Here is a 1,798-nt window from a genome sequence, read left to right as displayed (position 1 = left end):
TGGTAATCTTTGACATGACCGCCTCCCATTAAGGATTGTTGCGATCCCACCTTGGCACAGCGATGCCGTCGGGGGGCGGTTACAGCATCAAAGCCCATGGCGAGTCGATTATCCCCTGCCTACGCTCGGCAGTGACAGGTCAGCTCCAGAAGCGTCACGGATACCGCGCGACAAGCGTCAGATCCCATCGGGGAATAAGAAAACTCCTTCTTTTCCAGCGCTATAACTTCATTGCAAGCAAACACATAGCAGCATTGGAAGACCCCGTGACAAACAAGACTCATCCTTACGCGGACAGCCGGCTCGCCAAGTTTGTGGATCGGCGCATCCTCGAACTCTCCGGGACGAAGACACAGCGTGATATCGCGGCGGAGGCAGGTTTCCCTAACCCGAACGTCCTGAGCATGATCAAGTCCGGCGCCAGCAAGCTCGCCCTTGATCGCGTGCCCGCCCTTGCCGCGGCGCTCGAAGTCGACGCGAGACACCTCTTCCTCCTGGCCATTACTCAGTCCGGCCATGAGACCAGCCATAGCACGATCGAAGCGATCTTCGGGACCGTCGTCACGGCCAACGAGGTCGAATGGATCGAAGAGCTTCGCGAGGCATCGGATCACTCAGATCCCAGGCTCACCCAGCGCGCGCGGCGCGTTCTGCTGAGTATCTTCGGGAAATAAGGGACCAGCGCCATGGACGAGGTATCCGGGAACGGTTTCCGCCTGCCTGACCGCAGCACCAGTGTCTCAGGAACGGAACTCGCATGGCTCACTTTCCTGCGCGACCTGTATGGCCTCGAGGACGTCCAGATACCTTCTCTCCGCGCCATACAGACGCTGCGCCGCGTTCTCGCTGCACATGCACCACATCTACGAAGATGAGCCTGTATGAAGCCGTGAGACCCCCTGACAGGAACCAAGCTCCCAAACGAACAGGCAGCACTAGGCGAGACACTGCTCCCCAGGCGGGCCGGCCGCAAGACCCCACCTCTCGACAGCAGACCGACTTGACCGAGTTTCCCGACCTCACCGAGCGATCTGACACTAACTGACGCCTGAGGTTTGAAACCCCCAGGATCCAAGCAGGGGCTCAACCGGGGGCGGCGCTTCAGCAAGCACCGCCCCACGATCCGACACTGACGCCCACCGATGGGAACGCGGTATCCGGCCACCCCTGGCATCCGACGCAAGACCGATGTTGACAGAGGCCACAAATGTAAAGGTGCGTGTAAACGTCGTGACAACATTCGTCGTCCGGATGTAAAGGTTCATCTTTACGACCGTGGACCGAAACCCAGTCAGAACGCTTACAAAACAGAGCCTTATGAAGGATCTTTACACATCTCTGGGCATTTCCTCTTTTTGGACGTTGCAGGACGCAAACCCGTCACACGTGATACGGTTGGATGACACCTTTCCATCACGAACACGCAATAGCCCCAACGATAAGCGTTCATTCGGCAATACTCCGTGGCTCGCTGATCCACCGAAAGAACGGCGGCGTCTGGGTTGGGCGCGCATTCGGAAATCGATCTTTCAACGGTGGACGGAGCCAACCACCGGTTTGCCATTCCGCTTTTTCTTCAGACAGCTCCCCCAAAAGCTCCACGACCCTGCAATCTGTTCGTCAGAGGGTTCGCTTTGGGTGAGCCTATCGATGCTATCGTAGCCTCGCTTGTCGCTAAGCGAGGGAGCTCGCTCTATTCAGTTTGAATAGCCCCGCGTTTCTTAGACGCCCTCGTGCCTCAGTTTCTGCTGCCGCTCGAACTCGAGGGGCGACAGCATTCCGTTCCGCGCGTGCTTGC

The 1,798-nt window shown here is 58.1% G+C and carries 1 protein-coding gene; it reads left to right on the top strand.

The genetic code is table 11. The features are described 5' to 3' along the window. Positions 1-266 precede the first annotated feature (266 nt). Positions 267-674 (top strand): helix-turn-helix domain-containing protein, encoded by a 408-nt coding sequence (locus tag C8N44_RS22995; protein WP_107979003.1) that lies wholly within the window; start codon positions 267-269, stop codon positions 672-674. The last annotated feature ends 1,124 nt before the right edge of the window (positions 675-1,798 follow it).

The organism is Allosediminivita pacifica (assembly GCF_003054175.1).
GTDB lineage: Bacteria > Pseudomonadota > Alphaproteobacteria > Rhodobacterales > Rhodobacteraceae > Allosediminivita > Allosediminivita pacifica.
Note: the sequence above shows the minus strand (reverse complement) of the source record. Positions and strands in the feature narration are given on the sequence as shown.